Annotated in this window: 14 protein-coding genes and 1 pseudogene; 8 read left to right on the plus strand and 7 right to left on the minus strand. The window is 70.0% G+C overall.

Annotation, left to right across the window (positions count from 1 at the left end):
- Window positions 1–49: 49 nt before the first annotated feature.
- Together JYK18_RS12585 and JYK18_RS12590 are read right to left on the minus strand one after the other, a co-directional pair.
- The gene (locus JYK18_RS12585) at window positions 50–796 is read right to left on the minus strand and encodes a MerR family transcriptional regulator (protein WP_206802257.1); all 747 of its coding nucleotides are present in this window, start codon (window positions 794–796) and stop codon (window positions 50–52) included.
- 71 nt (window positions 797–867) lie between these two features.
- Window positions 868–2076 carry a GNAT family N-acetyltransferase gene (locus JYK18_RS12590; RefSeq protein ID WP_206802258.1) on the minus strand — a complete coding sequence of 403 codons (1209 nt, stop codon included), beginning with the start codon at window positions 2074–2076 and terminating at the stop codon, window positions 868–870.
- 59 nt (window positions 2077–2135) lie between these two features.
- Here JYK18_RS12590 and JYK18_RS12595 point away from each other — a divergent pair, with 59 nt between their 5' ends.
- Entirely contained in the window at window positions 2136–3173 is a 1038-nt protein-coding gene (locus tag JYK18_RS12595; protein ID WP_206802259.1) for a glycerophosphodiester phosphodiesterase family protein, read from the plus strand.
- Between the two features lie 112 nt (window positions 3174–3285).
- On the plus strand, window positions 3286–3855 hold the full coding sequence (locus JYK18_RS12600; RefSeq protein WP_206802260.1) for a DoxX family protein: 570 nt from the start codon (window positions 3286–3288) through the stop codon (window positions 3853–3855).
- Window positions 3856–3921: 66 nt separating this feature from the next.
- Here the strand turns inward: JYK18_RS12600 and JYK18_RS12605 are convergent, their stop codons facing one another.
- The gene (locus JYK18_RS12605) at window positions 3922–5211 is read right to left on the minus strand and encodes an acetyl-CoA C-acetyltransferase (protein WP_206802261.1); all 1290 of its coding nucleotides are present in this window, start codon (window positions 5209–5211) and stop codon (window positions 3922–3924) included.
- 98 nt (window positions 5212–5309) lie between these two features.
- On the opposite strand from JYK18_RS12605, the gene JYK18_RS12610 reads away from it, so the two are divergent.
- Window positions 5310–6647 carry a 3-oxoacyl-ACP reductase gene (locus JYK18_RS12610; RefSeq protein ID WP_206802262.1) on the plus strand — a complete coding sequence of 446 codons (1338 nt, stop codon included), beginning with the start codon at window positions 5310–5312 and terminating at the stop codon, window positions 6645–6647.
- A gap of 1 nt (window position 6648) precedes the next feature.
- The gene (locus JYK18_RS12615) at window positions 6649–7500 is read left to right on the plus strand and encodes a MaoC/PaaZ C-terminal domain-containing protein (RefSeq protein ID WP_206802263.1); all 852 of its coding nucleotides are present in this window, start codon (window positions 6649–6651) and stop codon (window positions 7498–7500) included.
- Here the strand turns inward: JYK18_RS12615 and JYK18_RS12620 are convergent.
- On the minus strand, window positions 7497–8162 hold the full coding sequence (locus JYK18_RS12620; protein WP_206802264.1) for a TetR/AcrR family transcriptional regulator: 666 nt from the start codon (window positions 8160–8162) through the stop codon (window positions 7497–7499). The genes JYK18_RS12615 and JYK18_RS12620 overlap by 4 nt on opposite strands.
- A 162-nt stretch (window positions 8163–8324) precedes the next feature.
- On the opposite strand from JYK18_RS12620, the pseudogene JYK18_RS12625 reads away from it, so the two are divergent.
- Window positions 8325–8786: pseudogene (locus tag JYK18_RS12625) on the plus strand (SCP2 sterol-binding domain-containing protein); the annotation flags it as partial.
- A gap of 86 nt (window positions 8787–8872) precedes the next feature.
- Window positions 8873–9457, plus strand: coding sequence for an SCP2 sterol-binding domain-containing protein (locus JYK18_RS12630; RefSeq protein ID WP_206802266.1), 585 nt, complete (start codon window positions 8873–8875; stop codon window positions 9455–9457).
- Here JYK18_RS12630 and JYK18_RS12635 read toward each other — a convergent pair.
- Window positions 9444–9908 (minus strand): FxsA family protein, encoded by a 465-nt coding sequence (locus JYK18_RS12635; RefSeq protein ID WP_206802267.1) that lies wholly within the window; start codon window positions 9906–9908, stop codon window positions 9444–9446. The genes JYK18_RS12630 and JYK18_RS12635 overlap by 14 nt on opposite strands.
- Window positions 9909–9961: 53 nt before the next feature.
- Here JYK18_RS12635 and JYK18_RS12640 point away from each other — a divergent pair, with 53 nt between their 5' ends.
- Window positions 9962–11257 carry a pentapeptide repeat-containing protein gene (locus tag JYK18_RS12640; protein WP_206802268.1) on the plus strand — a complete coding sequence of 432 codons (1296 nt, stop codon included), beginning with the start codon at window positions 9962–9964 and terminating at the stop codon, window positions 11255–11257.
- On the opposite strand, the gene JYK18_RS12645 is transcribed toward JYK18_RS12640, so the two are convergent.
- The gene (locus JYK18_RS12645; protein ID WP_206804190.1) at window positions 11220–13133 is read right to left on the minus strand and encodes an ABC transporter ATP-binding protein; all 1914 of its coding nucleotides are present in this window, start codon (window positions 13131–13133) and stop codon (window positions 11220–11222) included. The two genes, JYK18_RS12640 and JYK18_RS12645, sit on opposite strands and share 38 nt — an antisense overlap.
- A 44-nt stretch (window positions 13134–13177) precedes the next feature.
- A complete protein-coding gene (locus JYK18_RS12650) occupies window positions 13178–13738 on the minus strand; it encodes a TetR/AcrR family transcriptional regulator (protein WP_206804191.1) in 561 nt (186 codons plus the stop codon).
- A gap of 157 nt (window positions 13739–13895) precedes the next feature.
- On the opposite strand from JYK18_RS12650, the gene JYK18_RS12655 reads away from it, so the two are divergent.
- Complete coding sequence (locus JYK18_RS12655) at window positions 13896–15623, plus strand: ATP-binding protein (protein WP_206802269.1); 1728 nt, start codon at window positions 13896–13898, stop codon at window positions 15621–15623.
- Window positions 15624–15689 lie beyond the last annotated feature (66 nt).

Consider the following 15689-nt stretch of genomic DNA (forward strand, 5'->3'; position numbering starts at 1 on the left):
CGTCTCGTGCCGGGCGTGATCGGCCAGGTCTGCAGCCCTGGCCGCCGGTCTAGTCGGTGAGGTTGCGCTCCCCGTAGACCTTCATCGCGTCGCGGATGTACTCCGCGTTCCCCGTGCCGTGCTGGTCGTAGACGGCCGTGAACCGCTCGTCGGCCACGTACATCTCACCCAGGCCGATGAAGTAGCCCTTGCTCACCTCGACCGTCTTCGCCAGCCAGGCGTGGTGGCGCCGGGTGATCGCCTGGGCCACCTCGCCGTCCGCGGGCTCCCCCGCCCGCAGCGCGTCGGCGAAGTCGCGGGCGATGTCGACCTGCTCCTGCTGGAACGCCTTCTTCTCGGCGTCGCTGAGTGACCGCCACCAGCGGTCACCCCGCTCGTAGGCGTCCTTGCCCCAGCGCTCGATGACCTCGTCCTTGTACTGGGCGTTGTCGAACCCGTCGAAAACCTCTTCCGCCATCAGTTGCTCACCTCCTTCCGTTTTCCGCAGGGTCGTCCGCACCGACTCGATCTGCCGCCCGATCCGGTCCCGTTCCCGTTCGAGCAGTTCGAGGTGGGTGCGCAGGGCCGCGGTGGTGTCCTGCTGCCCGGCCAGCACCTCGGCGATGGCGGGCAGCCCGAGCCCCAGCTCCCGCAGCAGCAGGATCCGCTGCAGGCGCACCAGCGCGCGGTCGTCGTAGTAGCGGTAGCCGTTGCGGCCCACCCTGGTCGGCTCCAGCAGCCCGACCTGCCCGTAGTGGCGCAGGGTGCGGCTGGTGGTCCCGGCCGTGCGCGCGATGTCCTGGATCGACCACTCCACCGCGTCCCACCTCCCCGTTCGCTGGTGTGTTCCACGGTAGAAGTTGACGCAACGTCAAGGTCAACCCGGAATCAGAAATTCGTCCCGCACCACGGCGTCCGGTCTGCGCGGAAGAGGGCATCCGCCCTGGTCAAAGCCGGTTTCTCCAGTACGCGGATCCGGCCGATCGCGGCCAGGGCGCTCGCCGGCCAGCCACCGAGGTAGAGCATCGCGAGGGCGTCCGCGTCCAGCGCCAGGTCCGCCTCGGCCGAAGTGCGCTCCACACCGTCCGGGCCGATCCGGTAGCGGCCCTCGTTCTCCGGCAGCCGGGGGTCGCGCACGTCGAACACCACCGGCTCGGCGGAACCGTAGGTCCTGGACGCAAGCGCTTGCGGCACGTCGACCAGGCGCAGCCACAGGTGGTCGGCGACCCCGGTGACCGCCGCCGCCCTCGGGTTCTCCAGCATCAGGTCGACCGGCTCGTCGACCGGACGGCCCTTCGCCAGGATCTTCGCCACCAGGTCGACCGACAGCAGGAACCGCCACAACCCGGCGAGCGCGCCCGGGTTCGCGGCGTGCAGGTCGAGCACCTCCAGCCCCTTGACGGGCTGCTCGACGGTGCCGAGCGTCGCCAAGCGGTACACCGCGAACGCGTCGTCGGTGCCCTGGTCGTCGCGGTGCACGGCGACCAGGCAGTCGTCGCGGTCGAGGACGCGGTCGTGCCCCCACCGCCACCACGGCTCGTCGCGGGTGATCATGCCCGGGCGGTACAGGCCGATCGCCCGGTACAGCGCCCGCGGCAGGGGCCGCGCGTCGGTGTCGGAGAGCAGGCGCACCGATCCGGTGACCGGCAGGTCCGCCCGCACCCGCGCCCGCGCGCGGTCGACCACGACCTGCTTCGCCTGGCACGAGATGCCGTAGCCGAACCGGCCGTAGATGGTGGCTTCGCTCGCGTGCAGCGCGGCCACCGGTTCACCGCGCTCACGGCAGTTGCGCAGCTGGGTGGTCAGCAGTTCGGTGATCACCCCGCGGCGCGTGCGGTCCGCGCGCACGCCCACCCACGCCACCGCGGCCGCGGGCACCTGCCCACCGGGCACCGCCAGGTCGACCGCGGACGAGGAGGTCATGCCGATCGGTTCGCCGTCCTCGTACGCGCCGAAGGTCCGATCGGCGCTCAGCAGGTGCTCGCCCACCGCCCACTGCTCGTCGGTGAGCGGCCGGTAGTGCATCGCGCGGGCGGCCGTGTTCTGCGTCGGACGGCGTTCGTGCTCCTCCGGGTGCCGGACGGTGAAGTCGGTCATGGTCATGATCCTTCCAGGGTTCACCTCGAAGACGCCTGGGACTGGAAAGCTCGCCGTCCATGAGACTCCTCCCCAAAGCGCTGGTCGCGGCGGTGGCCGTGACCGTGCTCGGCGGTACCGTCGCGCAGGCGCACCCCCGCAAGGAATTCGACATCCAGGCCCACCGCGGTGGGCTCGGGCTGACCGTGGAGGGCACGCTCGCCGCCTTCTCCACCGCGCTCGAACTCGGGGTCACCACGCTGGAGCTGGACATCCAGATCACCAAGGACGGGCGGGACGTGGTCACCCACGACCGCAAGACCAATCCGGCGAAGTGCGCCGACACCCAGCCGGCCTTCCCCGGTGACCCCGCCTTCCCGTACGTCGGCAAGTACGTGAAGGACCTCACCTTCGCGCAGGTCCGGACGCTCGACTGCGGTTCGCAGAAGCAGCCGAACCACCCGGACCAGCAGCTCTCGCCCGGCGCGAAGATGCCGACCCTGCGCGAGGTGTTCGACCTGGCGCGGAAGTACCACGCGTGGGGCATCCGGTTCAACGTGGAGACCAAGGTGGAGGCGGCCGCGCCGCACGAGACCGCGCCGCGTGAGCAGTTCGTCGAGCGGGCCGCCCGCGAGATCACCTTCTCCGGCTTCGCGCACCGCACCACCGTCCAGAGCTTCGACTGGGGCGCGTTGATGCTGATGCGCCGGACCGCGCCGTGGCTGAAGACTGTGGCGCTGACCCAGCCGGAGTTCCTCCAGGTCGGGCAGCCGGGCAAGTCGCCGTGGCTGGGCGGGCTGGACATCGACGACTTCGGCGGCAGCCCGGTGCGCGCGGTGAAGTCGTTCGGCGCGAGCGCGCTCTCGCCGGTGCACGGCAATCCGCAGGGTGGTTCGGTCAACGACCCCAACTACGTCCCGTTCACCACGAAGGCGCTGGTCGACGAGGCGCACCGGGCCGGGCTGAAGGTCGTTCCGTGGACCATCAACGACAAGCCGACCATGCACAAGCTGATCGACGACGGGGTCGACGGCATCATCACCGACTACCCGAACCGGCTGCGGGAGGTCGCCGCCGAGCGCGGGTTCGCCCTGCCGCGGGCCTATTCCGTTCGCTAACCGGGTATGGGGCTTTCTAGTTCTGACACTAGAAAGCCCCATAGGCGGGTAGGACCGGGCGGATGTGGGTACGTTCGAAGCAAGCTTGACTTGTTGTCGGAGAGGTGACCCCGTGATTCTGCGTCGATTGGCCCGTCCCCTGCTCGCGTCGATCTTCATCAGCGGCGGCATCAACGCGCTGCGCCAGGCGGAGGGCCACGCCGAAGCCGCCAAACCGCTGCTGGACAGCACCGTCGGCCGCTACGCCGACAAGCTGCCCGAGCAGGTCCCCACCGACCCGGTGACGCTCGTCCGGGTGGATGCCGCGCTGAAGATCGCCGCCGGTTCGCTGTTCGCGCTGGGCAAGGCGCCGCGGCTGTCCGCGCTGGTGCTGCTCGGCAGCCTGGTGCCGACGACGGTGGCCGGCCACCCGTTCTGGGCGGAGAAGGACGAGCAGGCGAAGCAGCAGCAGCTGATCCACTTCCTGAAGAACGCCGGCCTGGCCGGTGGCCTGATGCTCGCCGCCGCCGACACGCACGGCAAGCCGTCGCTGGGCTGGCGCGCGAAGAAGGCCGCGAAGGTGGCCGGGCGGCAGGCCCAGACCTGGCAGAAGACGGCGGGCAAGCAGGCCCAGTCGCTGCAGAAGACGGCCGGGAAGCAGACCCGGAAGGCCCGGAAGCGCGCGAAGCAGCTCACCAGCTGAATGCTATGAGTGGGGCATTACTTGCAATCAACGCAAGTAATGCCCCACTCATAGCATTGGCGCCGGCTACTTCTCCAGGATCGCGGTGATGCCCTGGCCGCCCGCCGCGCACACCGAGATCAGCCCGCGTCCCGAGCCCTTCTCGGCCAGCAGCTTCGCCAGGGTGGCCACGATCCGCCCGCCGGTCGCGGCGAACGGGTGCCCGGCCGCCAGCGACGAGCCGTTCACGTTCAGCTTCGACCGGTCGATCGAGCCCAGCGGCGTGTCCAGCCCGAGCTTCTCCTTCGCGAAAGCCGGGTCCTCCCACGCCTTCAGCGTCGCCAGCACCTGCGACGCGAACGCCTCGTGGATCTCGTAGAAGTCGAAGTCCTGCAGGGTCAGGCCCGCCTGCTCCAGCATCCGCGGCACCGCGTACGCGGGCGCCATCAACAGGCCCTCGTCCCCGTGCACGTAGTCGACGGCCGCGGTCTGCGAGAAGGTCAGGTACGCCAGCACCGGCAGCTTCCGCGCCTTCGCCCACGCCTCGGTCGCCAGCAGCACGGCCGACGCGCCATCGGTGAGCGGGGTCGAGTTCCCCGCGGTCATCGTGCCCTCGGGTCCGCCGAAGGTCGGCTTCAGCTTCGCCAGCTTCTCCACGCTCGAATCCGGCCGCAGGTTCTGGTCCTTCGACAGCTTCAGGAACGGCGTGAGCAGGTCGTCGAAGAACCCGCGGTCGTAGGCGGCGGCCAGGTTCCGGTGGCTGGCGGCGGCGAGTTCGTCCTGGTCGGCGCGCGAGATGTCCCAGACCTTCGCGGTCAGCGCCGCGTGCTCGCCCATCGACAGGCCGGTGCGCGGCTCGGCGTTGCGCGGGATCTCCGGCACGATGTGCCCCGGCCGGATCTTCGCGGCCAGCTTCAGCCGCTCGCCGACGGTCTTCGCCGCGTTCAGCTGGACCAGGATCTGCCGCAGGTCGTCGTTCACCGCGAGCGGCGCGTCGCTGGTGGTGTCCACGCCACCGGCGATGGCCGAGTCGATCTGCCCGAGCGCGATCTTGTTCGCCACCGTGACGATCGCCTGGAGGCCGGTGCCGCAGGCCATCTGCAGGTCGCTGGCCGGCGTCTCCGGCGACAGCTTGCTGCCCAGCACGCACTCGCGGGCCAGGTTGAAGTCGCGGGCGTGCTTGAGCACCGCACCCGCGGCCACCTCGCCGATCCGCTCGCCCTGCAGGGAGTAGCGGCTGACCAGGCCGTCCAGCGCCGCGGTCAGCATGTCCTGGTTCGAGGCCTGCGCGTACGGGCCGTTCGACCGGGCGAACGGGATCCGGTTGCCGCCCACGATGGCGACCCTGCGGACCGGCGGTGCCTTCTTCGTGGCCATCTTTCCTCCGAGGCGAGTTTGTGAGGTACTCCGTAGGGTAACCTACTCGCTAGTAGGTTAGGTTGCACAGTGACACCGGACGCACGAGAGGGACGGTCATGGCCGACAGGTACCAGCAGTTCGCGAAGAGCCAGCTCGGGCGGTTCGTGGTGCCGCGACTCGGTTTGCCCAACCCGTACCCGCTGCGCCGCTACCAAAACGGGCAGCCGCCGCTCGACGGCCCGGCCCTGCTCGGCGCCGCCCCCGGCGGACGGCTCGAAAAGGCCGTGTCCACCCAGCTCGCCGACGCGGGCATCGAGGTCGTCACCACCCCGGCCGAAGGCAAGCACGGCGCGCTGGTCTTCGACGCCACCGGCATCACTGAGCCCGGCCGCCTGCGCGAGGTCTACAAGTTCTTCCAGCCGGTGATCCGCCAGCTCGTGCCGTCCGGCCGGGTGATCGTGCTCGGCACGCCGCCGGAAGCGGTCGAGGGTCGTGAGCGCATCGCCCAGCGGGCGCTCGAAGGCTTCGTCCGTTCGGTCGGCAAGGAGCTGAAGCGCGGTGCCACCGCCCAACTCGTCTACGTGGCCGAGGGCGCCGAGGAGGCCACGGAGTCGACGCTGCGCTTCCTGCTCTCGGCGAAGGCCGCCTTCGTCGACGGCCAGGTGATCCGCGTCGGCACCCACGGCAAGGCCGCCACCGCCCCGGAGAACTGGGCGAAACCGCTGGCGGGCAAGGTCGCGCTGGTCACCGGCGCCTCCCGGGGCATCGGCGCGGCGATCGCCGAGGTGCTCGGCCGCGACGGCGCCCACGTGATCGCGCTCGACATCCCGGCGCAGGGCGGCGACCTGTCCAAGGTGGCCAACAAGGTCGGCGGCGCTTCGCTGCAGCTGGACATCACCGCCGCCGACGCGCCCGAGAAGCTCGCCGACTACCTCAAGCAGCGCCACGGCGGCGTCGACGTGGTGGTGCACAACGCCGGCATCACCCGCGACAAGACGCTCGGCAACCTCACCGAGGGCCACTGGGACGCGGTGCTCTCGGTGAACCTCGCTTCGCAGCTCGCGGTCAACGACAAGCTCCTCGCCGACGGCGTGCTCAACGACAACGGCCGCATCATCGGTGTCTCGTCGATCGCGGGCATCGCCGGGAACCTCGGCCAGACCAACTACGCCACCAGCAAGGCGGGCGTGATCGGGATGATCGACGTCGGCGCGCCGGAGCTCGCGGCCAAGGGCGGCACGATCAACGCGGTGGCGCCCGGGTTCATCGAGACCAAGATGACCGCGGCCGTGCCGGTGATGATCCGCGAGGTCGGGCGGCGGCTGTCCAGCCTGGCCCAGGGCGGGCTGCCGGTGGACGTCGCGGAAACCATCGCCTGGTACGCGAACCCGGCTTCGGGCGCGGTCAACGGCAACGTCGTGCGCGTGTGCGGCCAGGCCTTCCTGGGAGCGTGAGATGGTCACCAAGGAACTGAGCGCGGCGCCGAGCCTCGGCACGCTGTACCCGAAGGCGCTGCTCGGCGGCCTGCGGTCCGGCCCGTCGGGCGGGCGGCTGCCGGACACCGAGTTCGTGCGCACCGGCGTCACCGTCGACCCGGCGCACCTGGCCGCCTACAACCGCGTCTGCGGGTTCCGCTTCGGCGACGAGCTGCCCGCGACCTATCCGCACATCCTCGCCTTCGGCTTGCAGATGGCGTTGATGACCGAGCCGGACTTCCCGTTCCCGCTGCTGGGCATGGTGCACGTGGCGAACCGGATCACCCAGCACCGCCCGGTGCGGCTCGGCGAGGAGTTCACCCTGCGCGTGCGCGCGGAGAACCTGCGCCCGCACGAGAAGGGGCAGCAGTTCGACGTGGTCAGCACGCTTGAATCCACTGAGGACACTCCGGTGTGGACGGACGTGAGCACCTACCTGCGCCGCGGTGGCGGGGAAGGCGGCAAGGGCTCGGGTGAGCGGCTCGCGCCGCCGTCGCCGAGCGCGTTGTGGCGGGTGCCCGCCGACATCGGCCGCCGGTACGCCGAGGTGTCCGGCGACCGCAACCCGATCCACCTGCACCCGCTGACCGCCAAGGCGTTCGGCTTCCCGGCGGCGATCGCGCACGGCATGTGGACCAAGGCGCACAGCCTGGCCGCCTTCGAGGGCAGGCTGCCCGAGGCGTTCACCGTGGACGTCAGGTTCAAGCTGCCCGTGCTGCTGCCCGGCAAAGTCGCCTTCACCAGCTGGGCCACCGGCGACGGCTGGGCGTTCGAGCTGTGGGGCGCGAAGAAGCCGAAGCCGCACCTCGCGGGTTCGATCACCGCGCTCTAGGCGCCGGGTTCGGCCGGCTTCCAGACCGCGCCTTCGACGAGGTCGTTGAAGCCGAGCCAGACCAGGTTCATCAGCCAGGAGGCCAGCACCCCGTCGGAGACGTCGGGGTGGTCGAGCGCCCAGTCGGCGAGCGACTCCGCGGCGCCGACCAGCGCCGCGGACAGGCCCTCCCCGGAGAACTCGGCCTGCTCGGCGAGGCCCTTGCGGGTCCCGGCGGAGACCACCAGCGCGGCCACCAGCTCGATCGCGCGCTTGCGCATGTCGGTGATCTCGGCGGCGAACGGGCCGCCGACCACCAGCGCCTGGCGGTGCAGCACGGTCCACGACTCGCGGTACTCGGCGACGAAGCGGTAGAAGGAGCGCAGGCCGTACCAGAGCTGCATGTCCGGCGGGAGGTCCGGCTGGACGCCTGCCTGGATGGCCTCCAGCAGGCGGGTGGCCTCGCGGCGGATGCACTGCGCGAACAGGTCTTCCTTCGAGCCGAGGTAGGTGTAGATCATCGGCTTGGAGACGCCGGCCACCTCGGAGATCTCGTCCATCGACGCCGAGTGGTAGCCGTACTGGGCGAACACCTGGACGGCGGCGTCCAGGATCTGCCGTTCCCGCACCGCCCGCGGCAGCCGCTTGGCTCGCCCCGTTGGACTCTGCACTTCCTCGGACACCTCGACCTCCTCGTCCGGTGAACGCTACCGGGCGCGGGCGTGCTGGTGTGACGGCACGCGGCCTTCGGTTTGCCCAGCTACCTACTGACGGGTAGACTTACCGGAGAGTAGGTAGAGCGGGAGGTCGGCGTGGAGGACATCGAGCTGCTCGAGGGCCCGGCGTTGCTCGAAGCGCTGCGCGCGGCGGACCTCGGTCAGGTGGAGCCGCGGCAGTTCGCGCGGATCATCGCCGGGGCGTCGAAGGCGCAGCTGGACACGGTGGTGGCCGACCGCGCGCTGCGGGACAAGGTGCTCGGCGAGATCTTCCGCCGGATGAGCGCGCACCTCAAGGCCGATCGCGCGGCCGAGTTGAACGCGGTGGTCCGCTGGCGGTTGACCGGTGGTGCGGACGCCGACGGCTACGACCGCTTCGAGACGGTCATCCGGGACGGTGAATGCACGGTCAGCCGCGAGCCGGCGGAGAAACCACGGGTGACCATCACCGTGGCCCCGGTCGACTTTTTCAAACTCATCACCCACCAGGCGACGCCCGCGGTTATGTTCGTCACCGGCCGGATCAAGGTAAAAGGCGATCTCGCATTCGCGGCCGGGTTGATCGGTTTCTTCGACCTTCCCAAGCCCTGAACCGCGACCTACACTCGTTTCCCGTGTCCTCCCAACCCGTCACCTGGCGCGAGCGATGGCGCGGAACTTTGCAGCGGCGGAGCCGCATGCCCGTCGAGCGCCCGCGCGCGGATTCGGTGCTGGACGCCTTCGCCGGCGAGCTGGAGATCCGGCGGCTCACCCCGGCACAGTTCGTTCAGGTACTGGAAACCCTGCACATGCTCGGGTCCGTCGGCGCGGGCATCGAACTCGGCTCGCTGTCCACCCAGTTGCTCGTCGACGTGGTCAACGACGCCTCGAAAGAGCAGATCAACGAGCTGGCCGCGCACGAGGAACTGCGTTCGGTCTTTCTCGACGAGATATTCCGCAGAATGTCGGACCACCTCATCGAGGAAAAGGTCAAGAATGTCGAGTTCGTGATCGGCTGGCGTTTCCACCACGGTGACGCCGACGGTCCGTTCGACCGCTATCAGACGGTGGTCGAGGACGGGGTCTGCGTTTCCAGCAGCGATCTCGGCCGCACCCCGGACGCCACGGTCACCGTTTCCGCGGCGGATTTCATCCGGATGGCCACCGGGGTGACCGCGGCCGCGGCCATGTTCGTCACCGGCAAGGTCCGGGTGAAGGGCGACTACGCGCTGGCCGTGCGGTTCAGCAGCTACTTCGACATCCCGAAGGCTAGCCTTCAATAACCGGGTGGTTCTTCGGCTTGGCGGGCTCGTCCGGCTCGACCACTTCGCTGTCCACCACGATCACGTTGCCCTGGAACGGCGAGCGCACGTTCGGCGCCGACCGCGCGCGCTTCTCGATCCGGCGAAGCCAGGAGCGGCGGAACACCCCGCGCGTCGGCGGCAGGATGAGCAGCAGCCCGACCACGTCGCTGACGAAGCCCGGCAGCATGATCAGCAGGCCACCGAGCCCGATCAGCATGCCGTCGGTCACCTCGTTGTGCGCCGAGCGGCCCGAGCGGGCCGTCTCCATGAACGCGCGCGCCGCCTTGCCGCCCTCGCGGCGGGCCAGCCACGAGCCGAGGAACGCGCCCGCCAGCAGCAGGCCGATCGTGCCGAAGAAGCCGATGGCCGAGCTGACCGCCCAGACGGCCGCCACCTCGGCTACCACGTAGAGCAGGAAAACCACAGCCATGTCCTGTTCAACGACCGATCCACCCGATTTGCTCCCCGCTAGGGTCATCGATCGTGTGGAACTGGCTGACCTGGCAGGTCGGGGCCGGCATCGGGGGCGGTCTGCTCCTGCTCGCCGTCCTGGTGGTGGCGCGGCGCGGTGGGATGGCCACCACCGTGCTCGGCTGGCTGGTGGTCGCCGTGCTGGTGGCCGGTGGGGTGCTGACCGGCCTGCTCTGGCTGCTCGGCTGGCCCGCGCTGCCGCCAGGCGCCGCCTTCGGCCCGCCCCAGCTGCTCGAACTGCTGAAGATCGCGCTGGCCGTGGTCGCCGGGCTCGGCGGAGTCGTCCTGCTCGCGGTGAACCTGCGCAAGCAGCGCGTCACCGAAAAGGAACACGACCTCGCCGTGCGGAAGGGCCACCGCGAGGCCACGCGGGCCTTCAACGAGCGCTTCGGCGTGGCCGCCGAGCAACTTGCCCACGCCAGCCCCGCGGTTCGCCTGGCCGGGGTCTACGCCATGGCTGGCCTCGCCGACGGCTGGTCGGCGCAGCGGCAGGTGTGCGTCGACGTCCTGTGCGGTTATCTGCGGGTGGCCCCCGACCCGGACGACGCCGGTGAGCGGGAGGTGCGGGCGGCGGTGCTCAAGGTGATCCGCGAGCGGACCGGCAAGCACAGCCGGTGGTCGCTGCTCACCTTCGACTTCTCCGACGTGGTCCTGGAGAACGCGGACTTCAGCGGCCTCACCTTCCGGGGCCGGGTGGTGTTCGATCGGGCCGACTTCACCGGCGCGTTCACCTCCTTCGCGGGCACCCGGTTCAGCGGGACGCTGAGCTGCCACGGCACCGATTTCCTGGCCGAGCGCACCACCTTCGCCAGGTCGGTGTTCCAGGGCGCCAGTGCCGAGTTCGTCGGCGCCCGGTTCACCGGCGCGCTGGACTTCTACGGCAGCAAGCTGAACAGCGCCGACCTCGACTTCTACCGGGTCGACTTCTCCGGGGTGGAGGCCGATTTTTCCCGGCTCGGCCTCCGCGACGGCATGGTGCACTTCAACCGGTGCGACTTCGTCACCGGGGTCCTCGACCTGTCGCGGGCCAACCTCGCGGTCGCCGTCGACGTCTTCTTGTTCGACCGGATCGAGGTGACGTACTGCCGGTTCGAGCGGTCCAGAGTGGACATTCGCGGGGTGAGCCGGGAGCACCTGTTCTGGTTCGAGTGGTCCCGCTTCGACGACGTCGAATTCCCGGCCGACGGGGATGGCGGTGCCACCGGCTGGCTGCACCTGAGCAACTGCGAGCTCACCGGTGGCACCGTCATCCCGGAAGCCTGGCTGGAGGTCACCCCTCGTCCAGATAAGCGGCGGCCTGCAGGGTGAACAGCTCCGCGTAGCCCCCGCCCAGGGCCATCAGTTCGTCGTGCGTGCCGTGTTCGGCGAGCTTTCCCTTGTCCAGCAACAGGATCTTCTCCGCCTGCCGGACCGTGGAGAAGCGGTGCGAGATGTACAGCGTGGTCCGGCCGCGGGCCAGTTCGCGCAGCCGGGCGAACAGTTCGTGCTCGGCTTCGGCGTCCAGCGCCGAGGTCGGCTCGTCCAGCAGCAGGATCGGGGCGTCCCGGCGGAACGCCCTGGCCAGCGCCAGCTTCTGCCATTCACCGCCGGACAGGGAGATGCCCTGGTCGAACCACCGGCCCAGCGGGCTGTCGTAGGTCTTCGGCAGCCGCTCGATGCGCTCGGCCACGCCGGCGCGGCGTGCCGAATCCTCGACGCGCGGCCGGTCGGTCACGTTGTCGATGTCGCCGAGGCCGATGTTCTCCGCCGCCGTCGCGTGGTAGCTGACGTGGTCCTGGAACATCGCGCTCATCCGCCGCCGCAGCTCGTCGGGGTCGAACTCGCGGATGTCCACGCCGTCGAGCAGGATGCGCCCGTCGGTCGGGTCGTACAACCGGCACAGCAGCTTCAGCAGCGTCGACTTCCCCGCTCCGTTGCGCCCGACCACGGCCACCGTCGCGCCCGGCTCGATGGTGAAGCTGACATCGTCGAGCGCGGCCTCGTCGGCACCCGGGTACCGGAAGCTGACCCGGTCGAACGTGACCCGGCCGAGCAGCGGTGACGGCAACGGCTTCGGGTCCGGCGGCGCGACGATCTCCGGTTCGGTGCCGAGGAACTTGTACAGCGTGTCCAGGTAGAGGTTGTTCTCGTACATCCCGGTGAACGCGTTGAACAGGCCCTGCACCGAGGTCTGCACGGCGGTCGCGGCGGCGGTGTACAGCGCGAGGTCGCCCAGCGTCAGCCTGCCCGCGACCGCTTCGAGCGCGATGTACAACGCGATCGCGGACCCGGCGAAGGTGGACAGCAGGCTCCACCCGGCACCGGCCAGGTTCCGGTTGCGGATCAGCTTGCGCTGCTTCTCGTAGGCGGCCGTGCTGATCCGGTGGAACCGGTCGACCAGGTACGGGCCGAGGCCGAAGAGCTTGGTCTCCTTCGCGTGGTTGTCCGTGGTGACCAGCATGGACAGGTACTCCATGCGGCGGCGGAACGGCGAGAGCATCAAGGTCAGCGTGAACGCGCGGGCGCCGTACTTCGACTGCGCGACGAACGCCGGGATCGGCGCGACCAGCGCGACGAGCGCGAGCAGCGGGCTCACCGTGATCAACAGGGTGATCATGCTGCCGAAGGTGATCGAAGTGCGGATCAGGCCGAGGCCCGAGGTCAGCATGGACACCGGGCGCTGCGGGGCCTCGCGATCGGCCTGGCGCAGCAGGTCGTAGGACTCCGAGCCCTCGAAGAAGGCCAGGTGGAGGCGGCTGGCGTGGTCCATCACCTGGTGGCGGATGGTCAGCACCATGCGTTCGGTGAGCAGTTGCTGGCAGATGTTGGTCAGCGCGGTGGTGACCGCGGTGGCGGTGAAGATGCCGAACTGGAAGGCGGCGAGCCAGACGATCGCGGTGGTGCCGCCGTGCCCGGAGATCGCCGCGACCACGGCGTCCATCAGCAGCTTCGCGGCGTAGGCGGTGACCGTCGGGAGCAGGCCGGCGATCAGCGTGAGCAGCGCGATGCCGATGGTCAGCAGGCGCCCGGCACCCCAGGTCAGCCGGGCGACGCGGGGCAGGCCGCGGACCGTGCCGCCGACCGCCTCGCGCACGCGTTTGAGCCGGGCGGCGAGGTCCTTCGGTTCGTCGGGGTTCGCGCGGGGATCGGGAATGGTGATGGGGCCGGTGAGCCCGCTTTCGGTTGCCTTGCCCGCCCGCCGCATCAGCCGCCGGAGGCCGGGCGGCGGTCCCCCACCGCGGAAATCGCTCACTGGCACGCCCCGTTGAGGAAGACGTCCACGATCTCGTCGACGGTCGCGGCCTGGTCGCCGTCGCGGTGCAGGCTGAGCAGGAGGGAGGAGAACAACGCGGCCAGCTTCTCCGGCGGGAGGCGGAGCCGGTCGCGCTCGGGCTCGAAGAGTTCGGCGATGCCGTCGCGCATCACCGTGAACGACTCGCGGCGGGCGCGGAGGTTCTGCTTGTCCGGCTCGGGTCGCCCCGGCGGCCGACCGGTGGCGAGCATGGCGCCGAGCACCGAGCCCAACCGCTCGAGGTGCGCGGCCAGCGTGGCGGCGGCGTCGACCAGCCGTTCGCGCAGGGGCTGGTCGAGCGGGATCTCGGCGATGGCCTGCAACGCGGAGTCCGGTCGCAGGACCTCGGCGATGCAGGCGTCGAGCAGCTCGTCCTTGTCCTTGAAGGCGCGGAAGATGGTGCCCTCGCCGATGCCCGCGGCCCTGGCGATCTGACTCGTGGTGATCCCGGCACCGTGCTCGGCGACCAACGGCAGCACCGCCCGGACGATCATCTCGCGCCGCTGCTCGACGCTCATCGCCGGCGCACGCCGCTTGGCAGGAGGTGGGTTCATGCCCCCAGTCTGCGGAGTGAGTGCTCACTCCGTCAAGTTCATTCCTTCGGGGAACTAGCATGCCAACTGCCAAGCCCAGTTGGCATGCTAGTTGGCATGCTAGTGAGCATGGTGGTGCGCGGTGATCGATGAGGAACTCGCGGAGGTCGTGGCCAACCTGCGCAAACTCGGTGCGGACGACGTGGACGTCGAGGCCAAACGCGCCTCGGGCAAGCTGCCCAAGTCGGTACGGGAAACCGTGTCGGCCTTCGCGAACACCCGAGGCGGTGTCCTCGTGCTCGGCTTGGACGAAGCCGCTGGTTTCGCCGCCGTCGGGGTTGGTGACGCGGCGAAGTTGAGCGCCGACCTCGCCTCGATGTGCGGTGAGGAGCTGGAACCCCCGATCCGCCCGGTGATCAGGGCCCACCGCTTCGAAGGCGCCGACCTCGTCGTCGCCGAAGTGCCCGCGCTGGAACCGGACCGGCGGCCGTGCTTCTACAAGGGCGCCGGACTGACCCAGGGCAGCTATGTCCGGGTCAGCGACGGGGACCGGCGGCTGACCAGTTACGAGGTCCAGTTGATGCTGTCGAACCGCGGCCAGCCGCGATTCGACGAAGAGCCGGTGCCGGACCTCGGGATCGATGCCCTCGACGCCACCATGGTGGACGGCTTCGCCGCTCGGCTGCGCGAACGCCGCCCGCACGCGTTCGCCGGCTTGGCCACCGAAGACCTGTTGCGGCGGGCGAAAGTGCTCACCGGCGACCAGGTCACGCTCGGCGGGCTGCTGGCGCTCGGCGCGTACCCGCAGGAGCACTTCCCCCAGCTGTTGCTCACCTTCATCCACTACCCGACGCCGGACGGCGCCGACCTCACCACGGGCGAGCGGTTCCTCGACAACGTGCCGATCGAGGGCTCGATCCCGGTCATGGTCGGCGACGCGCTCGCCACGTTGCGGCGGAACATGAGCCGTCGTGCCACCGTGCGCGGTGCCGGTCGCCTCGACACCTGGGAGTACCCGGAGGCGGCGCTGCGCGAAGCCATCGTGAACGCCGTGGCACACCGCGACTACTCGCCGGCGGCCCGCGGTACCCAGGTGCAGATCGAGATGTATCCGGACCGGTTGCTCATCCGCAACCCCGGCGGGCTGTTCGGCCCGGTCACCGAGGACGACCTCGGTGAGGAAGGCATTTCCTCCACCCGGAACGCGACCCTGCTCAGGCTGCTCGAGGACGTGGCGATCCCCGGGACGGGCCGGACCGTCTGCGAGAACCGCGGTTCCGGCATCCGGACGATGATCAACGCACTGCGGGACGCCTCGCTCAGCCCACCGCGGTTCGCCGACAAGGTGTCGTTCTTCCAGGTCACCTTCCCGAACCACGCGTTGTTCGGGCCGGAGGTCGTCGACTGGATCCGCCGTCTCGGCGAGCGCGGTCTCACCGACAGCCAGTGCCACGGGCTGGCCATGGCCAAGAACGGTGAAGGGCTCGACAACAAGGCGTACCGGAGTGCGAGCGGGTTGGACTCCCGGCGCGCGACGGCCGAACTCGGCGATCTGGTGGCCCGGGGACTGCTCACGCAACTCGGCGGCAGCCGGTGGACCCGCTACGAGCTGACCGCCGAGGCGGCGTCGGCGGCGTCGGCTCCAGCGAGGGCCGACCGGCGCGCGGAAGTACTGGCCGCGTTGGCCGCCGGAGACCTCAACCGGGCCGAGATCGCGTCGGCGACCGGCTTGGCCGACAAGGCACTCGCCCGCTGGCTGCGCATCCTCCGGCAGGAAGGACTGGTCGAGCTGATCGGGACCTCGGTGCGCAGCCCGAACGTGCGCTACCGGCGCACCGGCCAAGCCCTATGGGACGAAGAGCGCCCCTGACCCCCGAATGCTATGAGTGGGGCATTACTTGCAATCAACGCAAGTAATGCCCCACTCATAGCAATG

This window comes from Amycolatopsis sp. 195334CR, from assembly GCF_017309385.1.
Classification (GTDB): Bacteria; Actinomycetota; Actinomycetes; order Mycobacteriales; family Pseudonocardiaceae; genus Amycolatopsis.

Bases quoted from the DNA above. Each gene is read 5' to 3' on its own strand.
- JYK18_RS12590 (WP_206802258.1), bottom strand. From the start codon at position 2,076: ATGACCGACTTCACCGTCCGGCACCCGGAGGAGCACGAACGCCGTCCG.
- JYK18_RS12595 (WP_206802259.1), top strand. From the start codon at position 2,136: ATGAGACTCCTCCCCAAAGCGCTGGTCGCGGCGGTGGCCGTGACCGTG.
- JYK18_RS12605 (WP_206802261.1), bottom strand. From the start codon at position 5,211: ATGGCCACGAAGAAGGCACCGCCGGTCCGCAGGGTCGCCATCGTGGGC.
- JYK18_RS12610 (WP_206802262.1), top strand. From the start codon at position 5,310: ATGGCCGACAGGTACCAGCAGTTCGCGAAGAGCCAGCTCGGGCGGTTC.
- JYK18_RS12615 (WP_206802263.1), top strand. From the start codon at position 6,649: ATGGTCACCAAGGAACTGAGCGCGGCGCCGAGCCTCGGCACGCTGTAC.
- JYK18_RS12630 (WP_206802266.1), top strand. From the start codon at position 8,873: ATGCCCGTCGAGCGCCCGCGCGCGGATTCGGTGCTGGACGCCTTCGCC.
- JYK18_RS12635 (WP_206802267.1), bottom strand. From the start codon at position 9,908: ATGGCTGTGGTTTTCCTGCTCTACGTGGTAGCCGAGGTGGCGGCCGTC.
- JYK18_RS12645 (WP_206804190.1), bottom strand. From the start codon at position 13,133: ATGCGGCGGGCGGGCAAGGCAACCGAAAGCGGGCTCACCGGCCCCATC.
- JYK18_RS12650 (WP_206804191.1), bottom strand. From the start codon at position 13,738: ATGAGCGTCGAGCAGCGGCGCGAGATGATCGTCCGGGCGGTGCTGCCG.